Origin of the sequence: Pseudomonas sp. B21-009, from assembly GCF_024749345.1 — a bacterium.
Classification (GTDB): domain Bacteria; phylum Pseudomonadota; class Gammaproteobacteria; order Pseudomonadales; family Pseudomonadaceae; genus Aquipseudomonas.
Genome location: NZ_CP087199.1, coordinates 2,802,495 through 2,818,752, shown reverse-complemented (window position 1 = coordinate 2,818,752; position 16,258 = coordinate 2,802,495). Strand labels below are relative to the sequence as shown.

General features: G+C 64.6%; 16 protein-coding genes. 4 read left to right on the top strand and 12 right to left on the bottom strand.

The window, feature by feature from the left end:
* Window positions 1–612, bottom strand: a complete 612-nt coding sequence (locus LOY34_RS12815; RefSeq protein ID WP_195884001.1) for a dTMP kinase — start codon at window positions 610–612, stop codon at window positions 1–3.
* 388 nt (window positions 613–1,000) lie between these two features.
* Between LOY34_RS12815 and LOY34_RS12810 the strand changes: the two genes are divergently transcribed.
* The 4 genes from LOY34_RS12810 (at window position 1,001) to LOY34_RS12795 (ending at window position 4,065) form a co-directional block, all read left to right on the top strand.
* Entirely contained in the window at window positions 1,001–1,303 is a 303-nt protein-coding gene (locus tag LOY34_RS12810) for a DUF3077 domain-containing protein (RefSeq protein WP_258665010.1), read from the top strand.
* 109 nt (window positions 1,304–1,412) lie between these two features.
* Complete coding sequence (locus tag LOY34_RS12805; RefSeq protein ID WP_195883999.1) at window positions 1,413–2,444, top strand: hypothetical protein; 1,032 nt, start codon at window positions 1,413–1,415, stop codon at window positions 2,442–2,444.
* A 42-nt stretch (window positions 2,445–2,486) separates the two neighbouring features.
* The gene (locus LOY34_RS12800) at window positions 2,487–3,212 is read left to right on the top strand and encodes a hypothetical protein (protein WP_195883998.1); all 726 of its coding nucleotides are present in this window, start codon (window positions 2,487–2,489) and stop codon (window positions 3,210–3,212) included.
* Between the two features lie 73 nt (window positions 3,213–3,285).
* Window positions 3,286–4,065 carry a YcxB family protein gene (locus tag LOY34_RS12795; protein WP_230090852.1) on the top strand — a complete coding sequence of 260 codons (780 nt, stop codon included), beginning with the start codon at window positions 3,286–3,288 and terminating at the stop codon, window positions 4,063–4,065.
* On the opposite strand, the gene LOY34_RS12790 is transcribed toward LOY34_RS12795, so the two are convergent.
* The 11 genes from LOY34_RS12790 to LOY34_RS12740 all read right to left on the bottom strand — a co-directional run bounded on the left by LOY34_RS12790 (window position 3,966) and on the right by LOY34_RS12740 (window position 16,216).
* Window positions 3,966–4,895: an AEC family transporter gene (locus LOY34_RS12790; RefSeq protein ID WP_195883997.1), complete on the bottom strand. Its 930-nt coding sequence runs from the start codon at window positions 4,893–4,895 to the stop codon at window positions 3,966–3,968. The genes LOY34_RS12795 and LOY34_RS12790 overlap by 100 nt on opposite strands.
* A gap of 5 nt (window positions 4,896–4,900) precedes the next feature.
* Window positions 4,901–5,953, bottom strand: a complete 1,053-nt coding sequence (locus tag LOY34_RS12785) for an FAD-binding oxidoreductase (RefSeq protein ID WP_195883996.1) — start codon at window positions 5,951–5,953, stop codon at window positions 4,901–4,903.
* Window positions 5,943–6,293, bottom strand: coding sequence for a cupin domain-containing protein (locus tag LOY34_RS12780; protein WP_195883995.1), 351 nt, complete (start codon window positions 6,291–6,293; stop codon window positions 5,943–5,945). The genes LOY34_RS12785 and LOY34_RS12780 overlap by 11 nt, the downstream gene beginning before the upstream one ends.
* Window positions 6,290–7,459 carry a CaiB/BaiF CoA-transferase family protein gene (locus tag LOY34_RS12775; RefSeq protein ID WP_195883994.1) on the bottom strand — a complete coding sequence of 390 codons (1,170 nt, stop codon included), beginning with the start codon at window positions 7,457–7,459 and terminating at the stop codon, window positions 6,290–6,292. Before LOY34_RS12775 ends, LOY34_RS12780 begins: the two co-directional genes overlap by 4 nt.
* A complete protein-coding gene (locus LOY34_RS12770) occupies window positions 7,456–9,000 on the bottom strand; it encodes a methionine--tRNA ligase (RefSeq protein WP_258665001.1) in 1,545 nt (514 codons plus the stop codon). Before LOY34_RS12770 ends, LOY34_RS12775 begins: the two co-directional genes overlap by 4 nt.
* The gene (locus LOY34_RS12765) at window positions 8,993–10,282 is read right to left on the bottom strand and encodes an acetyl-CoA carboxylase biotin carboxylase subunit family protein (RefSeq protein ID WP_195883992.1); all 1,290 of its coding nucleotides are present in this window, start codon (window positions 10,280–10,282) and stop codon (window positions 8,993–8,995) included. The genes LOY34_RS12770 and LOY34_RS12765 overlap by 8 nt, the downstream gene beginning before the upstream one ends.
* An 11-nt stretch (window positions 10,283–10,293) precedes the next feature.
* Window positions 10,294–11,652, bottom strand: coding sequence for a lysine N(6)-hydroxylase/L-ornithine N(5)-oxygenase family protein (locus LOY34_RS12760; RefSeq protein ID WP_195883991.1), 1,359 nt, complete (start codon window positions 11,650–11,652; stop codon window positions 10,294–10,296).
* 52 nt (window positions 11,653–11,704) lie between these two features.
* Complete coding sequence (locus LOY34_RS12755; RefSeq protein WP_195883990.1) at window positions 11,705–12,841, bottom strand: FAD-binding oxidoreductase; 1,137 nt, start codon at window positions 12,839–12,841, stop codon at window positions 11,705–11,707.
* Entirely contained in the window at window positions 12,838–14,175 is a 1,338-nt protein-coding gene (locus LOY34_RS12750; protein ID WP_195883989.1) for a KamA family radical SAM protein, read from the bottom strand. Before LOY34_RS12750 ends, LOY34_RS12755 begins: the two co-directional genes overlap by 4 nt.
* Before the next feature lie 238 nt (window positions 14,176–14,413).
* Window positions 14,414–15,301 carry an oxaloacetate decarboxylase gene (locus LOY34_RS12745; RefSeq protein ID WP_195883988.1) on the bottom strand — a complete coding sequence of 296 codons (888 nt, stop codon included), beginning with the start codon at window positions 15,299–15,301 and terminating at the stop codon, window positions 14,414–14,416.
* A gap of 9 nt (window positions 15,302–15,310) precedes the next feature.
* Window positions 15,311–16,216 (bottom strand): amidohydrolase, encoded by a 906-nt coding sequence (locus LOY34_RS12740; protein ID WP_195883987.1) that lies wholly within the window; start codon window positions 16,214–16,216, stop codon window positions 15,311–15,313.
* Window positions 16,217–16,258 lie beyond the last annotated feature (42 nt).

The following is a 16,258-nucleotide window of genomic DNA, read 5'->3' as shown; positions in this document are numbered from 1 at the left end:
CTAGTGCAGGACTGCATAGATCGACGAAACCACCTGGCGGGTGGCTTCCTCGATCGTGCCTTCATTGCGGCACAGCACCCAGCCGTTATCGGCAACCGCCTGCTCGAACGCCTGGGTACTCGCCACGTGCTCTTCGAGCCTGTGCATCACCGTGCTGTTCAGCCCGCGGTTGCGTGCCGCGGCCCTCGCCCACGACACTTCAGGGTCGGTGACTACCCCGACATGCAGGTCCGGCACCCGCACCTTGCGCTCCAGGTTCAACTGCAGAATCTCGGCGAACGGCACCAAACGGCGAAACGCCGCATCGGACGGGTACCAGCGGTCGATGAGGATGATGCTGTCGGCGGGCTGTTTAGTCAGCACATGCGCGGATATCCAGGTGCGGCTGTCGGCCAGGCGCTCGCACACGGCCAGTTCCAGATCCCGACAGGGATTGCGCACCAGCTGGTTGACCAGGGCCATGGTTGCACCGCGAAAGGGGTCGCTTTTTTTCTCGCACAGGCGGATCACCTTGTGCTTGTCGGCGCGCAAGGCTTTGGTCACGGCCTCCAGGAGCGTGGTCTTGCCGGTGCCCTTGGGGCCATCGAGGGAAACAAACAGCGGACGGTTCATGCTTCAAGCAACAATTGAGGGAGTGATGCGCACTCTACTGGTTTCTGCCGATCATTGGGCTTGCTCCCACAGTAAACAGCGACAAATCGCGACGCTGTAGGTGTTTTCTGTAAGACCGTTCTGAATCATACTTCCGCCGCCGTTGCGCTATTGTGCCGAGCCTTTTATGGCCCTAGGCTGCTGCCGTCGTTGGAAAATCCAATGACCGGATTTAGCAGTCCGAACATGCATCTAGAGTTCAACGGAAACCGCTATATGGCGGCTGTACGTGGGGCACCTTCGGGTGCGCCGGTTTTGCTCTAGGTGCCCGGTCTGCTAACCCGCGTACAGCTGCCACCCTTCGTTTAGCAGCGAAGCGTGGCAGCTCCACCGCACCTCGGAGCACGACATGAAAAAGCCAGTCCCCGATCCCCCCAGCCTCGACCTTTCCACCGCAACCACCGCCAGCACCCCGTTTGGCAACAATCACATGTTCACTGTTCGCGCCGGCATTCCTGCCGAAGAAGCACTGCTGCATGCCTGCCAGTTGCTGGAATGCGCCGAGGCCACGGTCAGCGACGCGCTCGACCACCTGACGCTCAACGACCACTCCCTGGTGTACGGCGCCGGCCAGCACATCGAGACGGCGCGGGCGCTGATTGACGCCGTGCTTGATGGTGGGGGCGTGAACCGGGTCTTTAGCCCCCGCTAGACGGTGGGATCAGGGGCGAGTGGAGCAAGGGCAGCTATTGGCTCAATACCCCAGGAGCCAATCATTGGCTATCATGCCTGCCCGTCAGACAACTGGAAGTCCGATCCTCATGCTCAAGCCCCTGGCCCTGCTGACTCTCGCTGGTGCGTGTGGCAACGCCAGTGCCGCATCCAGCGACCTTGCCGGGGTCTGGCAAGGCACTCTGGGCAAAGCGCCAATCACCGCCTGTTTCAATGCCGCCCCGGAGCGCAACGGTAGCTACTACTACCAGCGCTTTCTCACGCCGATCCCGCTAGCCCAGGAAAACCCCGGCGAACCCTGGGCCGAACACGGCAATACGGGTTTCTGGCACCTGGACGCACCCCAGGGCGATCACCTGAGCGGAACCTGGCGCAAGGCCCCGGGCGCCACGCCGCTACCTCTGGCGCTGACACGCACCAGCGCCGAAGGCTGTGGTGGCGACGCCTTCAACCAGCCGATGGAGGCAGCCCCGCTGCCGGTCAAGGTCGAGAAGAAAACCTTCGGCGAGCACGCCTATCAAGTACGCACCCAAGGCGCCCAGGTCACCTTGAAGCTCAACGGCGACAGCCCGGCCATCCATAAAATCAATCAACACCTGGCCCGCCTGGCCGCAAGCCCCGAGGGCCAGAACACCTTCTTCAGCGAACGCCGCGAGTTCCTCGGCCGCAACGGCTCCGCCGCAACCAGCGAGATCAGCGTCGAACCCACCTATTGGTCATCGCAGTGGATCACCGTCAGGTTCTACCGCTGGAGCGCAGGCTATGGTCGCGGCGGCATCAGTTGGGGCCTGCACAGCTGGAACCTGCAAACCGGCGAAAGCGTCGACCCCTGGACCTGGATCGGTACGCGCTTTGCGTGGGACAGCCCCTACACCGGGCATGTCGAACTGCCGAAAAAATTCGCCAGCTGGTTGCAGACCCAGGCCAGCGCAGACAGCGATTGCCCGGATGTCGCCAGCTACAGCAGCTACGACCTGAGTTTCGACACCCAGGGCCTGCGCCTGGCCAACCAGCCCAGCGGCGATGGCTGTGATGTCGACCTGAGCTTCACCTGGCAACAACTGCAGCCGCTGCTCTCGGCGCAGGGTCGGGCCGCGCTGCCGAGCTTGCAGGTGCCGTGACAGGTTCGCCAAACATAGACAACTCCCCGAGGTAGCCAGTCAATGGACCCGACCGACACCCAGGCCCTGCAGCAACTGCGCAGCGCCATCCCCATCGGCCTGCGCCATGCCCTGGCCTTGCTGGAGCGCTGCGCAGGCGACCCGCAGCAGGCCGCCGAGTGCTACAAGGCCGAGCTGCTGCAGGTGCTGGTGGACAAGTCCGGGCTGCCCGCCGATCAGGCCCGGGCGCACCTGCATGGCGCAGGCTATGACCTGAGCCGCGCCTTGAGCGCCATCGAGCAAATGCGCTACAGCCTTACCGAGCGCATCTTGCGCCAGCATCACCAGGACAAGGGCCGCGCCCTGGACCTGATTGCCCAGGCGCTGGAAACCGCCGAGCAACTGCCGCGCCCGTACTGGCTGGACTTCGCACGGCTGGAGCAACTGCCCCCGGCTACCCGCTGCTTCATGGTGTTGCACGAATGGCTGGCCTTCGAGGACTGGGAAGGCTTTGACTGTGCCCTGCACTTTCATTTGCCGCAGGCCATCGCCCAGCTTCGGCACCTGCAGCGGGATGCGCTGGCCGATACCCTGGACCAGGCCGAGCAACGCCAGCAACAACTGCGGGCAGCCCATGCCGGGGGCGAAAGCGCCGCAGAGCTTGCCGTTCGGGTCAACCAGGATGCGCTGTTCAACACCTGCCAGCAGCGCTTCAGTGAGCAGCGCGCGCACCTCGATGAGTGCCTGTACGCCTGGGTAGAGCGCCATATCGAGCAGTTCCCCGCCTGAAACGGGGCCGTCAGGCTGCAAAAGCCGGTAGACTGCCGCCCCCACCGAACACGGACCTCGGATCAACGCCGCCATGGAACTGCACTTCAGCATCACCGCCGCCCATCTTCACACCTGGATGGCCGAACGGCTCGAGCAGGAATTGCTCAAGCAGGATCAGCAGCAAGCGCGGGCCATGGCCACCTTTGCCCGTTGGCAAAGCCGCCTGGTCGGCCCGCTGATGTTCACCCTGTGCCTGGTCGGCGGCCTGCTGGCGATCTATTTCCCCGAACGACGCTTCACCCCGCAAAAGGTCATCACCCTGGGGCTGTTCGTGCTGCTGTTCATCCCGCTCTGGTGGCGTTTTTCCGGGCGCTGGATCAAGCACCTGCAAGCACGCATCGCCGCCAACCACGCCAAGCCCCGGGCACCGTTGCGCGGGCTCAATCAGCGGCTGATCGAAGCTCGGTTGCGGGCGCCACTGAAATCGATTGAAAGCACCTATTGCCTGCGCTTCGACGAGCAGGGCTTCAGCCTCGACAAAGCCGGTGCCGGCACCAGCAGCCTGGCCTGGGAGCAGATCGCGCAGGTGCTGGAAACACCGTACTGCTACCTCGTGGCCAGCGCGCCGATGGTGAGCCAGGACCAGTCCTTGGTGATTGTCAAAGACAGCGAGCTGATGCCGCCTGAGCAATACCAGCAAGGCTTGCGTGCGTTCCTCGGCCACTGCCCGGTGGCGCCCTCGACAATCGTTGAGGCCACCGGGCACACCGATCAGGGTACGGCCATCACTGATAGCGAGCCGGCCAGCAGGAACATCGGCACGAACGACAGCACCGTGGACACCGCCACGACGAACGCCATCAGCCGATGATCGCCACCATACTGGGTGGCCAGCACATATGAATTGCTCGCACAGGGCGCTACCGAGTACAGCAGCACCAGCGTCGCGACCAAGGGCGGCACGGGCCAGGCGCTGATCAGCGCATAGGCCAGCAGCGGGAACAGCCCCAGGCGGATGCTGGCGGTGAGCAAGCCGGTCTTGCACAAGCGGGCGAACTCGCCGCTGGGTATCTGCAAGGCCGCCCCGACGCAGATCAGGCTCAACGGCAAGGCCGGTGCACCCAGTGCGCTCAGCGGCTGGGCAAGCGCTTGCGGCAGCAGCACGCCGCTCAGGTTGAGGGCAAGCCCCGCGCCACTGGCGAGGATCAGCGGGTTGAGGCAAACCTTCAGGACAATCCCCCACACCGAGCCGTCCCTGCTGCCGAACGCCAGCAATACCACGGTATTGGAAATCGCCACCATGTAGGCAACCACCACGGCTGCCACGCCATAGTCCTCGGGTGTGAGCAACCGCGAGGCCACCGACAGGAAGATGAAACTGTTGAAGCGCACCGAGCCCTGCATGATCGAGGTGAAGGTTGCATGCACCACGCGCAGGTAGCGACAGCCAAGCAGTACGCCCAAGGTAATCACCAGGGTGACCGCACCGAGGATCAGCACCGTCGATTTGGCCGTGCTGCCCATGGTGCCGGCGGTGGCGATGGTATGCACCAGGTACGCCGGAAAGAACAGCCAGTGGGTGAGCTTCTCGGCGCCCTTCCAGAAGCCGCTGTCCAGCCACTCGCCACGCCTGAGCACGACACCGATCAGGATCAATATGAATGACGGCGCAATGGCCGCCAGCGCTGTTGCTGCATGCATGATGCTCAGGTTTCCTTGCAATGATTGATAAAGCCCGGGGCGCTGGCATCGGCCAGCAGCCCGACCGCCACCAGCGCTTCGTTTGCCAGCGCCGGGGCAAAACGCACCCCCGAGCCGGAAGCACCGACCAACGCACAGGCGCCAGGCCCCCCGGGCAGGCACACGACCCTGGGTTCGCCATCGGCGCAGTAGCTGTCAAATGCCGCGCGCGCGCGCAGCGAACGGATGGGTAGGCCGGGCAGCTCTTGTTGGAGAATGCTCTGCGCTTCGCGCGCTTCGTCGGGCAAGGCGTCGACGCGACCGTCAGCGACAGCGCGCCAGTCGGCAGAGGTGATGCTTAACAGCCAGCCATCGCGGCGCTGGTTGGGCATCACAAAGGCCTTGCGCGCTGGCATGTAGATGACCCCTTGCGTTGGGTCCGGTAGCTGTGCAGCTTGCAGGTCGAACGCCACGATCTTCTTGATCAGGCTGCCCGGGATTGCCCCCAGCAACGCGTTGCTGCGGGCACCGCTGGCGAAGATCACGCGCCGCGCCGTCACCGCGCCGGCGCTGGTCTGCAGGCACCAGGCACGGCCATCGCCGTCCAGGCGCTCAACCCGGGCGGCAAGCCGGGTCAGGCGACCCTCGCCAGGTGCCAGGTAAGCGCTCACCAGGCCCGGAACATCGATGACAAAGGCATGCCCGGCCTGGAACAAGGCCGGCTTGGCCGAGGCGCCGCGGTACTGGTGCATGAGCGCTGCCAGGCGGCCTTCGAGTGGCTTGGCGTCGAACAACAGCGGCCTTTGCCCCTCGCTGGCGACAAAGCTGAACGCAACCTTGGCGACCCCCGGCCAGCGCTGGCTCAGTGCCTGGTAATGGGCGAAAGCCAGCTCCGAGCGCCGGCGCCGGCTGCCCGCGCCGCAAAACGGCGTCACCAGGCCCGCCGACAGCGCCGAGGCACTGGCGCGCTGGCCGTCATCGACCAGCATCAGTGACAAACCGGGCAAGCACTGGCGTACCCGGGCCACCAGGGTCGCGCCGACAATGCCGGCGCCGACCACCACCAGGTCAGCCTGCATGGACATTCCACCAAACGGTGCTGATGACCAGCGGTTGCACACCATCATTGTGAATCTGGTGCTGGTGATGCGGCTCGAACAGCAGCACATCGCCCTGCTCGACCCGCAGCTTGCTGCCCTGGTACTCCAGCACCCCGCCGCCGTTGGCGATCATCCAGCATTCGCGTACTGCGTGCTTGTCCGGGCGCGAGGTGCACTGGGGCGCCACGGTAAACAGCCCGCCCCTGAACGGCGTGACCCCTGCGCCCAGGCCGGCGAAGTCCGCCTGGCGCAGCACCACACCCGGTACATGCGACTCGGCGGGCAGTGGCTTGACCTTGGGGTTGGCAGTGCTGTTCATGCTTTTACCTCCCGAATGGAGCGTGACAGTTGCTTGAGGATCGCCTCGCGATCCTGGTCCAGTGCCGGTGCGGCGCGACGCTTGCGTGGGTCAGGCGCGTCAGAAATCTTGATCGGCGAACCCACCAGGCGGTAGCGCCCCACTTGCGGGTCGTCGACGTCGATGAGCATGTTGCGCTCGGCCACCTGCGGATGGGCGACGGCCTGGTCGACGCGGTTGATCGGGCCGGCGGGCAGCCCGGCCGCAGCGAAGTGCTCGGTCCAGGCGCTGACCGGTTTTGCCGCCAGGGCGGCATTGAGCGTCTGTGCCAGCAATGCCTCGTTGTCCTTGCGTGCTTCGGCGCTCGAGAAGCGCGGATCGAGCAGCATGTCCGGGCGCTCAATGGCCTCGCACAGCACGGCAAACAGCTTGTCGTTGCCGGCCGCGATGATCAGCCCGCCATCGAGCGCCTGGTACACGCCAAACGGTGGGGCGATCGCCGGCCGGTAGCTGCCCACCGGCCCGGTCACCTCGCCAGTGGCGAAATAGCGCCCGATGAAGTATTCCATCAGGGCCAGCTGGCAATCGAACATGGCGATATCGACCTTCGCGCCATGCCCGCTGTGCTGGCGCTTGAGCAAGGCCATCAGCAGCCCGCAGGTAAGAAACAGGCCAGCGCTGATATCGCCGATCGACACCCCGACGCGCACCGGGGTGCGTCCTGGTTCACCGGTGACGCTCATGATCCCGCCCATGCCCTGGACGATCATGTCGTAGGCGCGCCGCTGGGATGACGAACCGGTGTGCCCGAACCCCGAGGCGGCGCCGTAGATCAGCCGCGGGTAGCGCGCATGCAGGGTATCCCAGCCATAACCGAGCTTTTCCATGGTGCCTGGGCGAAAGTTTTCGGTCAGCACATCGGCGTGCTCCAGCAGGTCTTCGAAGATCTGCCGGTCTTCGGCCTTCTTCAGGTCCAGGGCGATGCTTTGCTTGCCGCGATTGAGCGACGAGAAATAGGCAGACTTATTGCCAAACCACGGGCCATAGGCGCGGGCGTCGTCGCCCTTGCCCGGCTGCTCGACCTTGATAACCCGCGCCCCATGGTCGGCCAGCAGCATGGTACAGAACGGGCCCGCCAGTACCCGGGTCAGGTCGACGATGAGCAATCCTTCAAGGGCAGGTTTCATGAGCTGGCCTCCAGTTGGCCGTTGGCGACGGCTCGGGTTGCAGCGCGGCGTTGCTGCTTGAACGCCTGCACGCTGACCTCACCCGGCTGCCCTAGCCTGTGCCAGATCGACTGCGCCAGCGTCGGCAGCAACGGACAGGCCAGCACCGCCAGGCCCTTGAGCCACCAGTACCGACTGTTATCGTCAGCGAGCGTGGCGCACAGCGCCTCCCAGCCGGCGATGCTGCGGCTCACCGCCTGCGGATCGAAACTGGCGAAGGTCAGGGCCTGGGCCTGCTCGGCGTAGGCTGCATCGAATGCAGCCATCACCGGCGCATCGACCGCCGCAGCCTTGGCGGCACCGCCGAGTGCCGTGTTCACCCGCTCGATCAGGCCCGCGTAGCGGCCATTGAGGAACTGCTCGAAGTCTTGCCGGGTGAAATCCGTGCGCTGGTGAATCGGGCTGGTGCTGGCCAGGAAGTACCTCAGGGCATCGCAAGGTACCCGCCCTTCGCGGGCCATGTCCTCGACCCACACCGCCCAGCCGAGGCTGGTGGAAAACTTGCGCCCCTCCAGCGTGTAGAAGTGGTTGATGAGAAAGTGCTCGAACGGCTTGGAAAGGCCGTCGGCCATGGCCATCGCCTGGATGCTGACCAGGTGCGAAACACTGTTGTCGATGCCAAAACCATTGACCGTGATGACCGGCGAGTCGCGATCGAACGGGTTTTGCGCAAGGCCCGTCGCCCGGGCAAAGCAGTCGCCGACAAAACGCACCGCGCCAAACAGCAGGCCATGACCAAACAGCGTCCGCGCCTGGCCGTCCAGCTGATAGGGCAAGCCCCATCCGGCATGGTTGGTGACCCGTACCCGGGCTGGCAGCCGGCGTAGATGGCGCCGGGCGATGTCGATGAATGGGTCTGGGGTCTGGGTCGCCTGCAACTGCGCGAGCAGCGCCTGCGGCTCGCGGATCTGGAAGAACAGGTTGTCCAGTGCCCGCCCGGGCACCTCTTCGCCCCAGCGTGCACGTGGCGCGCGCACCTGGTCCGGCTCGAAATGCGCGCCGCAGTCTTCACAGAAGAACCCGGAAATGGCCTGATCGCACTGCGGGCAGTGCCCGGTCAGAAAGCTGCCGCTGACAAACGTCTGCCTGGCGGTGGACCACGGCATCTGTTCTTCGACGCAGCTCACCTGGCCCTGGGCGCTCAAGCGATCGACCAGGTCGACATGCGCGGCCAGGTATTGCTCGCGGTGCTCGGGGTCGAGCGGATCGATAAACAGGTCGACCTGGATGTTCATGTAGGCCAGGTCGTTGATGATCCCTGCGCAGCTTTCCTGGGCCAGCGACGCCGGATCGACCTCCGCCTGCTGGGCGCGCAGCGGAATGTAGGAGTCGAAGGGGTCGCTGGCGCAGACGATGCTGGCCTGGTGGCTTTCCCGGCGCAGGTGGCGCGCCAGTATGTCCAGGTTCAGGTACGGGCCGGCGACGTGGCCCAGGTGCAGCCGGCCGTTCGGCGCCGGCATCGCCGGTACCAGCAGGTATTGTTTTGCCGTGACCTCAGACATGTGACGCCTCCCGTTGCTGAGCAATGTCCACCTTGACTTCGCTGGCCAGTTGCCCGAGCACCGCGTGGATATCGTCCTCCAGGGCGCACTGGGCAATCAGATAGGCAATTTCGTAGGCCTTGAAGCGCTCGGCGGGCAAGGCCATTTGCGCGCCCTCGCCGGCCACCACCTGAAGAAAGCGCATCTCGCTGCGTTTCCACAGGCGTTCGTAGCCTTCGACCCGAGTCACCTGGCCGGTGCGCGGCGGCATGATCACCCGTTGCCCGGCGCGGGTAGCGGCGCTGGCGATGCGATCCACGCAGCCGTCCGGGATCACCCCGCACGCCAGTTGCAGCACGGCCTGATACGGGGAGTAGCCCAGCAGGCTGTTGGGCAGCAGGTGCGAGTTGATGAACTCGCCGCCCAGGCGCCCGCCGATCTCGAGGATCTTCGGCCCTTGGGCGGTGACCATCAGGTCGACATGAAAGCCGCACCAGTCAATGCCGGTGGCCGTGACCGCCGCGCGAACCATGGCGCAAATACGTTCCTGCAGCGCGCCGTCGAGCTGCGAAGGTGTGGTGTTTTCGTACTGGATCGGGATCGAGCGGTCGAATGTCTTGTCGATGATTGCGTTGATCACCACCCGGCCGTCGGCGACCAGCCCCGACACCGAGTGCTCACTGCCGACCAGTTGTTCCTCAAGCAGCGCATGCTCGCCATACAGCGCGTACATCTCGCCTTTGTCCGCAGTGTTGTAGGCACGGAAGGCGCGGTAAACCTGCAGCGCATCGCAGCCTTGGTCGAGCACGAAGATGCCGCGGCTGCCCGAGTTGCCGGCAGGCTTGAGCAAGGCCGGCAGGCCGACGCTTTGCAGGCCGTCAAGGAACGCCTGTTCGTCGCTGACCACGGCGTAACGGGGGTTGGCGTTGGCCACCGCGTCCAGGCAGCGGCGCGTACGCGCCTTGTCACGCACATTGGCGGCGGCCTCGGCCGAGCTCCCCACCAGGCCCAGGCGCTGGCTCAGGCGGCTGGCCAGTTCGACCTCCAGGTCCTTCCAGGCAACGATGCCTGAGAGGGTGATGCGCTGCTCGTCGAGGTAGCCAAGAATCGCCTCCTGGGCGGCGTCATAGTCGCCCAGGCGAGTAACGATCAGCCCCGCGCACCCCATGGACTTGAACACCTCGGGCGTGGGCGTGGCGACCAACACCTTGAAGCCAAGCGCATGGCCCGCGGCGATTTCGGCGATCCTTTCGCCGGCCAGGGCACGGGTGTCGAGGTAGAGGATGTAAGGTGCTTCAGACATGATGTGATCCTTCATTCAGTCAGTTGTTGGTCTTGCATCAGGAACGTCGGCGGCGCCGCTTCTGCGCCCCACTCGACCAGCCCCGGCGGCGTGCCGACGTCGTAGTGCGGCTTGCCAAGCACGGCATTGGCGATCTTGGCGCTGCGCCAGGCGGCCAGGCTCAGGTTCGGGTCGGCGATGCCGCGCAGGTGACGCGCGGCGTTCTGGAAGAACAGCCGTGGGTGGTCGGCCCGCGACCATTTCACCGAATAGTCTGCGCTGAGCTCGGGCAGGCCATTTTTCGTTGCCATCTCGAAACGCAGCGGCTGCAGCGCTGCCGGCATCTGAAACTCGGAACCGGTCGCCAGCAGCACCAGGTCGGCACCCAGGTTGCGCGTGCCGGTGGCATTGCCGATACGCAGCGCCAGCCCGTCGTCGACCGCGCGCAGCAACTCCAGGGTGGACCCGGGCAGCAGCCGGCAGAATTGATTGCGCCCCTCGATATAGGTCACCTCGTAAAGGCGCCGGTAGATGCTTTCGAGCAAGGCCTGGACCACCCCGTCACTGGCCATGTGCTGCTGGGCGAGTGCGTCTTGCCGTTGCTCGGCGGGCAAGCCGAAGAAGTGCTCGCTGTAGCCAGGGACAAACCACTCGTTGACAAAGGGCGAGTCGTCCATCGGCAAAAAGTTGCTGCGCCGGCTGATCCACACCAGCGACGCCGGTGCGCTGGCTTCTGGCAGGTTGAGCATCATCTGCATCAGTTCCGCCCCGCTCTGGCCGCCACCGATGACCACCACGCGCTTGCCGCTCACTTGCGGGGCATTGACCACAAATTGCGAGGAATGCATCACCGCCGGCCCCAGACAGGCTTGCGCACACTTGGGAATGAACGGCCGCTGGCCGGCACCGACCACCAGGTTGGCGGTCCTCGCCGTGCCCTTGGCGTGATTGATCACCCACTCGTTGCCATCCCTGGACACCCGCAGCACCTCGCTGTCAAAGGTCAGGTTGTGCAGCGACCGGCAGACCCAGACCATGTACTGCTCGAACTCCTTGCGGCGCACCGTGGGAAAGCGCGCGTTGAGGAACGAGTAGAACCGCTCGGTGTTCTTCAGGAACGCGATGAACGAATACGGGCTGCAAGGATCGGCCGGGGTTACCAGGTCCTTGAGAAAGCTGGTGGTCAGCGAAGAGTTCACATGCATCATGCCCTCATGCCAGCGAAAGTCGGCACGGCGCTCGAAGAACATGCTCTTGAAGCCTTTGCAAGGCTCCAGCAACGCCGCCAGGCTCAGGTTGGCCGGGCCGATGCCCAGGCCGATGACGTCGAAGCGCTCGCCAGAACGCGACACGCCCTTGGCGCCTACCGACGGGATTTCATAGGTATTCATGGATAACACACTCCCTGCATGCTTCAGGAAACCGCAGCGCGCCCGGGCGGGCTCAGCGCTGGCGTGATTGCATCGGTTGCGAGCCCGTGGTGACACCGGCCTCGGTCGCCAACCTTGCCAGTTGCCGCCCGCACTGCACGGCCGTGGCAATGCCGCTGCCGCAGTACCCACCGCCCCAGGACACCGGGCCGCTGGCCCCCAGGCGCGGCAGGCCGTTGTCGCTAAAGCCGAGGCTGCCCGACCACACCCTGGCAACCGGGATTGCCGCAAGAGACGGGAAATAGCCCGCCAGCCGCGCCTGCAAGGCGGCGACCACGGCCTGGGGGCTGGCATCCAGCGGTACCAGGCCCAGGCGACTGCCGAACAACAAGCGGCCGTGGTGCACGCGAAAGTAATCCTTGTCGGCGGTGGCGGTGCCATAGACCCGGGCACGCCGGGATACCAGCTGCAAATCCCGCGCGCCGAGCACCTGGCTTTCACACAGGTGGGTCTGGAACATCGTCAGCGGTTGCAACGCAGCCTCTGTGCAAAGGCCCCAGGCCTCCTCGCTGGCGATCAGTACCCGCGCCGCGTTGACCCGCGCCGCAGGCAACTGCAGGTTGACCGAGTCTGCCTGCGGGTCGAGCGCAAGCACCGGGCTTGAGTAGTCAATGCGCACGCCAAGGGCCTGGGCGTGATTGCGCATGGCAAGCAGCAGCCCGGCGGGATCAATCAAGGCAAAGTGCTCATTGAGCAGCCCCGCCACCACCCCTTGCGCAGCGGTTTGCGCACTGACCTGACGGGCGTCCAGCCAATGCACACCACCGCCAAACAGCGCGCTCGCCTCGGCGTGACGCTGCTTGAGCGTGCGCGCCGCATCATCCTCCATTGCCAGGGTAATGTGCCCGGGCTGACGCCACTGGCAGTCGTACTCGAAGGTGTCGATCTGGCGCTTGAGTTCGCTGATCGGCTCCAGCACCGCGCGCAGGCGCTGCTGCGCATCGGCGCCTTGGGAGCTTTGCGCGTCGCGATTGGGCAAGGCCGGCGGCATGGCCGCCACCGAGCCGAAGTTGAAGGCGCTGGCGTTGCCCGCCCATTCGCCGCGTTCGAAGACGCGTACGCCAAAGCCCTGGCCAGCCAGCTCGATTGCCGCACTCAAGCCACAGTAGCCGGCGCCGATGATGGCCATTTCGCAGGCCTGCGCCTTCATGCCTCACCCCGTACGAGCGCTTGCGTACCTTGTGGCGCTCCTTGCTCGACGAACCGGCGGTATTGGGCCTCGAAGAAAAACTCCGACTGCCCCTGCGGCGGTTGCAGTTGATCGAGCCAGCAGGCGGTCTCGCTGTACCTGGCCAGGAACGGCTTGCCCAGCCAGCGGGTATCGCGCGCCTGAATGAACTTCAACAGGAAATAGCGCTGCCCTTGCAGGTCGAGGGTTCCGCTGACCTCGACCTTGCCCGGCCCGGCGCTCATCGAGGGGCCCCGCGCGGTTTTCGCCAGGCCCGAGACGGATTCGATGGCCTCGTTGTAAATCGACAGGGCCCGCGCCAGGGGTACCTGGAAGTAGTCCTGCGGGCCGGTATCGCGCTCCACGAACATGTAGTAGGGCACGATGCCCAGGCGCACTTGCTGCTCCCAGTTGCGTTTCCAGGTGCTGGCACTGTCGTTGATGTGCCTGAGTACCGGCCCCTGGGCACGGATCACGATGCCCAGTTGCTGCAGGGCAGCCACTGCCTCCTCGGCGACTGGCGTGGTCAGTTCCCGCCAATGGTTCAAATGGGCCATGAGCGCGACGTTCTTGCCGCTGTCCACCAGGCGGCGCAACAACGCCATCAACTGCGGCGTATCGGTGTCGCTGACGAAACGGTACGGCCAGTAGCTCAGTGCCTTGGTGCCGATCCTGATGGTGGTGACATGGCTCAGCGCCGGTTGCAGAAATGGCTCCAGGTAGCGCGTCAGGTGCGCGGCCGTCATCACCATGGGGTCGCCGCCGGTGAACAGCACGTCGGTCACCTCAGGGTGGCGCGCCAGGTAGCGGTGCAACTGTTCGCCATCGTTTGAAGCAAACTTCAGCGACTTGTCGCCAATGAACTGCGGCCAGCGAAAACAGAAAGTGCAATAGCTGTGACAGGTCTGACCGTGACTGGGAAAGAACAGCACCGTTTGCGCGTACTTGTGCTGCACCCCTTGCAGCAGTTGCCCATCCAGGGAAGGCGCGTTCAACTGCTGATGCGCCGGGTGCGGGTTCATGCCGTCGCGCACGCGCTGGATGAGCGCGTTAAGTTGCTGCTCACCGCCCTCGTTGCGTACGCAATACGCCAATTGTTCGAGGTCTTCGGCATCAAGCATTTGCGCCTGGGGAAAGGTCAGGCGAAAGATCGGATCGTTTGGCACATCCGTCCAGTCGATCAGTTTGTTGACCACGTAATCGTTAACTTTGAACGGCAGTACACGCGCCACCAGGCTGATGGACTCCATCAGGTGGGGCGCATGCCTGACCAGTTGCGGGATCTGCCCGAGACGCTGGTGGCTGAATACACGCATGGGCGGCGACGCCAACTGCGTTCGACGTGTGCTAGTGCTCACGTTATAGGTGTTACTTGCTGAAACTTTCGTAATCAGGTTATCCATAACCACTTCCGACCTCAGATTATTAAATATTGTATTGAGCCAGTTTTCAGACGAAGGAAACCGCCACCGAAACTTCAAGGTCTCGGCGTTTCACACGTTGTTATTCAGATGCATGCAAGGACGTTGATACGCGGCAAGCGCCGCGGTTCAATTACCTGTCGGGCGCAGCGTAGTGACGCTCAAGTTGATCAAACATCGTCTTGTTCACCAGGCGCTGGCGCTCGGCGAACGGCACCACCAGCGACGGGTCTTCGTCCAGGCGGCCGTCGCGCAGCAGCGTAGCCAAGGCCCGCTGCATGCCCAGTGAGGCGCTCTGCAGGCCGGCATTGGCGTAGAGCACGATGCCGTAGCCGAGCTCGGCCAGTTCATCGCGGCTCAAGGTCGGGGTCTTGCCACCGATGACGATGTTGATCAGGTTCGGCGTGCTGAACAGCGCTGGCAGGCGCCTGATGTCCTCGAGGCTTTCGGTGGCCTCGATGAACAGGATATCGGCACCCGCCTGCACATAACGGTGGGCGCGCTCGATGGCCGCCTCCATGCCTTCTACCGCGCAGGCATCGGTGCGGGCGATGATCAGCAGGTTCGGGTCCTGGCGGGCATCGACCGCCGCCTTGAGCTTGCCGACCATCTCGGCGCAACTGATCACTTCCTTGCCATTGAAATGCCCGCACTTCTTCGGCAGCACCTGGTCCTCGAACTGGATCGCGTCTGCCCCGCTGCGCTCCAGCACCCGTACCGAGTGGCGCACGTTCAGGGCATTGCCGAAGCCGGTGTCGGCATCGACGATCAGCGGCAAGTCGGTGGTATCACGAACCCGGGCGGTATGGGCAGCCATCTCGTCCAGCCCGACGAAACCAAGGTCCGGCAGGCCGAGCGCCATGTTGGTCACCCCTGCGCCGCTCAGGTACAAGGCCTGAAAACCGATATCGGCAGCGATCCGTGCGCTCAGGGCATTGAATACACCGGCGACCAGCAGCCCCTGGCGGTCTTCGACCTGGCGACGAAAAGCGGCTCTGCGCTGCAAGCTTGAAAGGCTCATGGAAACTCCTTATGGATTGAACTTGAACAGTTTCTTCGGGGTTTGGCACACCACGTCGTGGCGCTCGAGCGGGTCAGGTACCCAGTCGGCCAGCGCCGACTTCGCCGCGGCGTAATCGACCCATTGGCGGTGCTGGGTATGAGGCCAGTCACTGCCCCAGAGCAGCCGCTCACTGGTAAAGGCCTGCATCAAAAGCCGCGTGGCCCGTCGCCCAAAGGCCCGGCCGCCGGGGTCGGCAGCCGGCTGCGCACAGCGATAGGCAGCCGACAACTTGACCCACAGCCGGGCGCTGTCGCCCTGGCGCAGCAAATACTCAAAGCCCGGGTCGGCCTCGGCCTGGCGTGGGTCCGGGCGGCCAAAGTGGTCGACCACTACCTTGCAGCCGCTGGCCAGCAGTACGCTGAGCAGGCCCGGCAGGTCCTGGGCCTGGCACTGCACCTCGACGTGCCAGTCCAGGGCCTTGATGCGTGCCAGAAAACCTTGCCACAGCAGGCTGCGCAGCGCCGGCAGGGGGACACCGATCAGGTTCAGCCGGACGCCGACCACACCCTGCAGCGCCAGCGCTTGCAACTGTGGCTCGTCGATATCCGGCGCGACCACCACCACGCCACGAAAGCGCGACGGGTAGCGTTCGAGCGCGGCCAGCAGAAAGGTATTGTCGGTGCCAAGAAAACTCGGCTGTACCAGCACGCCATGGGAAATCCGGTTGGCTGCCAGGTGGCGGGCGTAATCATCCACGCAGGCGTTGTAGTCCGGCGTGTGCCGCCGCTCCCGAGCCAGGTGCAAGCCCTGGACGAAAACGTGAGCGTGGCTGTCTATCGCGCTGATCACCGCTGCGCCTTGTGCGCACCAACGATCGGCAAACCCTTCGGCGGTGTGTGCCTGGCTGATCGTCCTTTCGCCATCCTGGGTCATTGCGCTTCCTTGTTATTGCCTGCCAGTCTGCAAGGCTTTATT

Excerpts from the sequence above, each read along its gene's own strand:
- LOY34_RS12780 (WP_195883995.1), bottom strand. The coding sequence starts at position 6,293 with ATGAACAGCACTGCCAACCCCAAGGTCAAGCCACTGCCCGCCGAGTCG.
- LOY34_RS12765 (WP_195883992.1), bottom strand. The coding sequence starts at position 10,282 with ATGTCTGAAGCACCTTACATCCTCTACCTCGACACCCGTGCCCTGGCC.
- LOY34_RS12815 (WP_195884001.1), bottom strand. The coding sequence starts at position 612 with ATGAACCGTCCGCTGTTTGTTTCCCTCGATGGCCCCAAGGGCACCGGC.
- LOY34_RS12785 (WP_195883996.1), bottom strand. The coding sequence starts at position 5,953 with ATGCAGGCTGACCTGGTGGTGGTCGGCGCCGGCATTGTCGGCGCGACC.
- LOY34_RS12755 (WP_195883990.1), bottom strand. The coding sequence starts at position 12,841 with ATGAAGGCGCAGGCCTGCGAAATGGCCATCATCGGCGCCGGCTACTGT.
- LOY34_RS12750 (WP_195883989.1), bottom strand. The coding sequence starts at position 14,175 with ATGCGTGTATTCAGCCACCAGCGTCTCGGGCAGATCCCGCAACTGGTC.
- LOY34_RS12745 (WP_195883988.1), bottom strand. The coding sequence starts at position 15,301 with ATGAGCCTTTCAAGCTTGCAGCGCAGAGCCGCTTTTCGTCGCCAGGTC.
- LOY34_RS12740 (WP_195883987.1), bottom strand. The coding sequence starts at position 16,216 with ATGACCCAGGATGGCGAAAGGACGATCAGCCAGGCACACACCGCCGAA.
- LOY34_RS12800 (WP_195883998.1), top strand. The coding sequence starts at position 2,487 with ATGGACCCGACCGACACCCAGGCCCTGCAGCAACTGCGCAGCGCCATC.
- LOY34_RS12810 (WP_258665010.1), top strand. The coding sequence starts at position 1,001 with ATGAAAAAGCCAGTCCCCGATCCCCCCAGCCTCGACCTTTCCACCGCA.
- LOY34_RS12805 (WP_195883999.1), top strand. The coding sequence starts at position 1,413 with ATGCTCAAGCCCCTGGCCCTGCTGACTCTCGCTGGTGCGTGTGGCAAC.
- LOY34_RS12795 (WP_230090852.1), top strand. The coding sequence starts at position 3,286 with ATGGAACTGCACTTCAGCATCACCGCCGCCCATCTTCACACCTGGATG.
- LOY34_RS12760 (WP_195883991.1), bottom strand. The coding sequence starts at position 11,652 with ATGAATACCTATGAAATCCCGTCGGTAGGCGCCAAGGGCGTGTCGCGT.
- LOY34_RS12775 (WP_195883994.1), bottom strand. The coding sequence starts at position 7,459 with ATGAAACCTGCCCTTGAAGGATTGCTCATCGTCGACCTGACCCGGGTA.
- LOY34_RS12770 (WP_258665001.1), bottom strand. The coding sequence starts at position 9,000 with ATGTCTGAGGTCACGGCAAAACAATACCTGCTGGTACCGGCGATGCCG.
- LOY34_RS12790 (WP_195883997.1), bottom strand. The coding sequence starts at position 4,895 with ATGCATGCAGCAACAGCGCTGGCGGCCATTGCGCCGTCATTCATATTG.